The sequence below is a fragment of the Coleofasciculus sp. FACHB-712 genome (assembly GCF_014695635.1).
Lineage (GTDB): Bacteria > Cyanobacteriota > Cyanobacteriia > Cyanobacteriales > FACHB-T130 > FACHB-T130.
Genome location: NZ_JACJOQ010000331.1, coordinates 1 through 3,922 on the forward strand (window position 1 = coordinate 1; position 3,922 = coordinate 3,922).

Genomic DNA, 3,922 nt, shown 5'->3' on the forward strand with positions numbered 1-3,922 from the left:
GAAATGCGTACTACGCTCTCACCAGGCACTGCTGCCACCGTGATATTACCTCCCGGTGCTGACAATTGCCCGGTACTGACTACGGTGCCACCGAGTAGGGTTAAATTCTGTCCGGCGTTGACTGCCAAGTTTCCGGCATTTGCGATCGCTCCCGGCTGACTCATTGCGAAGGCAAAGCCGTTGGGCGTACCCACTAAAGCGTTATAGTCGTTGGCACCCGTGGCGCTGAACCAATTGCTCCCAAAGCCAATGCCGTTAGCAGTGGTGGCGGTGAAGGAGGCAGGCACATTTAGGCTGGCTCCTGCGCCAAAGATAATGCCTGCGGGGTTCATCAAGAACAGGTTTGAATTCCCACCCGTAACCTGGATGAGACCGTTAATTACTGAGGCATTTCCCCCATTGACACGACCCAGGATGTTTTGAATGGATGGGTTTGAGAGGAAGTTGCCTATCTCGTTTTGATTCAGCCCAAACTGAGTGAAGCTGTGGAAGAGATTCGAGCCATTACTAGAAAGGGTGCCGCCACTAATGTCAATCTGGTTTCCATTCTGGTTAACCAGAGTATTCGTGTCATTGGGAGCCGGAATGATTGACTGTGCTGAGGTGGATGTGGCACCTACAGAACCCCCATACAACAACAGGGCTAACAGGGCACCGATTCTGCTGGTAAATACTGACATCAATCTCTTCCTTAGGGGTGATGAAAAATTTGCGGCAACTCTACAGTCCCCAATTTTTCTGGGTCACTCCGTAATATCACAGCTTTGATGAAGGAATGATTAATTAGATATTGAATACTTTAAAGAGTTGATAAAGATGGGTATTTTGCTTTAGGAAATTTTCATAAAGCTGGCTATTTTTGCTTTGGTTTTTATAGGCTGCTTGTTGAATTCATTGCAACTGAAGCCTTTTTGAGACCTGCCTCAACTTTGCATTTTTTAACTTTCGACAGGTAGCAGGATTAATATTCGACCATTCAGCAGCAAACCTGATTTTTTAGACAAAGCAGGCTAGTGGTTAATCATTTTTCGTCAAAAGCAGATGTGGAAGTGTAAAAATAATTATTAATTAGTAAAAATATTTGTGTATTTATTTATAGTATTTTTTAGCCGAAATATACATTATGAATTGGCTCGATCATTTAAGCGTGAACAGATGGAAAGATTCTCAGGTATGGGAATATTTTATAAATATTGTTTTTTATGGCTAATTGTTCATTGATTAGCAATCTTGCCATTAGCTGTCCCAAATTAGTTGCAGATGAATTGAGAAGTGGGATACATCTGTAAAGACATGGCAGTCAAAAAGTCCCTACCGAACGTTAGAGCTGCACTATATTCCACCCAACTGACAAACGCTCTAAATTTCTCAAGCAAGCGATCGCTTCGCTGAGTGCAATACTCATGATTGTTAACCTCTCCCAAACGAAAAACTTCTCCCGTTGAGTTACAGGAGAAGCTTTTCAGAAGACTTGAGTGTTGACAGACTTTAGGCTTGAACCATGCCACCAGCAGCTTGAAAACGAGCGCGGGCACGTCTGAGGGCTTGAGTTGCCTGAATTTGCTCTTGACGGGAACCACCACCCTCAACCTGATTAAGCCTCGCCTCAGCTTCGGTATAAGCAGCACGGGCTTGTTCCCGATCGATTTTGTCGCCGCGCTCGGCACCGTTAACCAGAATGGTTACTTCATTCTCATCCACTTCTGCAAAGCCACCCATGAGGGCGATGGGCACCCAATCTTTACCAGAACGGACACGCATGACACCGATATCCAGTGCGGTCAATAAAGGAGCATGACCGCTGAGGATACCGAGTTGACCTGTAGTGCTAGGCAGAATTACTTCTTCAGCACTAGAATCCCAGACAGTTCTGTCGGGAGAAACAACGCGAACAGTTAAAGCCATAATTTGTGAGTTGTCAGTTGTTAGTTGGTCATTGGTCATTGGTCATTAGTCATTAGCCAGTGAAAAAAGGCTAATGACTAATGGCAAATGCCTATGGACTAGCTTTTGATTTTTTCAGCTTTAGCGATCGCTTCTTCAATATTGCCGACCATGTAGAAAGCCTGCTCTGGCAATGAATCCAGCTCTCCAGACAGAATCTTCTTGAAACCGTTGATTGTTTCTTGCAGATTCACGTATTTCCCTGGAGATCCGGTGAAGACTTCTGCCACGAAGAACGGCTGAGACAAGAAACGCTCAATTTTACGCGCACGAGCCACCGTCAAGCGGTCATCTTCAGACAATTCATCCAGACCCAGAATGGCGATGATGTCTTGCAGCTCTTTGTAGCGCTGTAGCGTTGCCTGAACTTCACGAGCAATCGCGTAGTGTTCCTCACCAACAACACTGGGTTGCAACATGGTGGAAGTGGAATCTAGCGGGTCAACAGCGGGATAAATTCCCTTCGCTGCTAAGCCACGAGACAACACAGTGGTTCCGTCCAAGTGGGCAAAGGTGGTTGCTGGCGCGGGGTCGGTCAAGTCGTCGGCTGGTACGTAGACGGCCTGAATTGAGGTAATCGAACCTTCGGTGGTGGAGGTGATTCGCTCTTGCAGGTCGCCCATATCTGTTGCCAGAGTCGGCTGATATCCCACAGCAGAAGGCATCCGTCCCAGTAGCGCTGATACTTCCGAACCCGCTTGCACAAACCGGAAGATGTTGTCGATAAACAGCAGCACGTCTTGCTTACTGACATCGCGGAAATACTCAGCCATTGTCAGTGCGGCTAAGCCTACGCGCATTCTCGCTCCGGGTGGCTCGTTCATCTGACCGTAGACCAGGGCGATTTTCGATTCGCTGAGGTTATCTTCTTTGATAACCCCAGATTCTTTCATTTCGTTGTAGAGGTCATTTCCCTCGCGGGTACGCTCTCCCACACCGCCGAACACAGACACACCACCGTGATTGATCGCGATGTTGTTGATCAGTTCCATCATAATGACGGTTTTACCAACACCAGCACCGCCGAATAAACCAATCTTGCCACCACGGCGATAAGGAGCCAGCAGGTCTAACACCTTGATTCCGGTTTCAAACACCGATGGCTTCGTTTCCAAGTCAGTGAACTTGGGAGCCGGACGGTGGATGGGGAAGGTTTCTTCAGTATTGACTGGCCCTTTATTGTCTACGGGTTCGCCAAGAACGTTGAAAATCCGACCCAGAGTGGCAGGGCCAACGGGTACGGTAATGGCAGCGCCGGTGTCTACTACTTCCATGCCGCGCACCAAACCATCGGTGGAACTCATAGAAACAGCACGCACTTGGTTGTCACCCAAAAGTTGCTGCACTTCGCAGGTTACGGACACGTCCTGTCCGGCTTCGTTTTTGCCTTCAACTTTTAAGGCATTGTAAATCTGCGGCATTTTGCCGCTGGGAAACTCCGCATCGATAACGGGACCGATGATTTGGGTAATACGCCCTACGTTTGTCTTGTCTGTGGTGGCTACCATGCTTGTGCCTATGTTGTGAATCTATCTGTATAGATACGGGAAAACAGTCTTAACATTTAGCAATGCCATTTTCCAGAGTACCACTGAAAGGATGCCGAATCTGTCTGGCGGCTTGAGTTGATCCCTATATAGGATGTGATAGCGAAGCGCTAACTTGTCAGTTCGCTCTTTTATGTCCTCAATCGAGAGAGAATACCGTCTCACCTTCGGGTTCCTACCAGCGGCGGAGATTGCCTTAATCGTTGAATCAGTAACGAGATGACGGGATCAAGAGCCAGTTAATAGCCATAAAAAAAGGGCTGTGCCTTCTGTAAAGACACAGCACTATTTAAAATTATGCTTCGGATCAAAGATCCTACTTTTGCGCCTAATTCAAAATAGGCACTTAACCCAATATCTTTGCCATCCAAACCGGATTAAGCCTTCAGCGCTTTTTGCTTGTTACGGCGGCTGATCAAGGTCATACCACC

General features: G+C 47.3%; 3 protein-coding genes. All 3 read right to left on the reverse strand.

The window, feature by feature from the left end:
- On the reverse strand, positions 1-680 hold a 680-nt coding region (locus H6F50_RS08460; RefSeq protein ID WP_190428337.1), incomplete at its 3' end, for a filamentous hemagglutinin N-terminal domain-containing protein.
- A gap of 808 nt (positions 681-1,488) precedes the next feature.
- Positions 1,489-1,905: an ATP synthase F1 subunit epsilon gene (gene atpC / locus H6F50_RS08465; protein WP_190428339.1), complete on the reverse strand. Its 417-nt coding sequence runs from the start codon at positions 1,903-1,905 to the stop codon at positions 1,489-1,491.
- Between the two features lie 98 nt (positions 1,906-2,003).
- The gene (gene atpD, locus H6F50_RS08470; RefSeq protein WP_190411654.1) at positions 2,004-3,452 is read right to left on the reverse strand and encodes a F0F1 ATP synthase subunit beta; all 1,449 of its coding nucleotides are present in this window, start codon (positions 3,450-3,452) and stop codon (positions 2,004-2,006) included.
- Positions 3,453-3,922 lie beyond the last annotated feature (470 nt).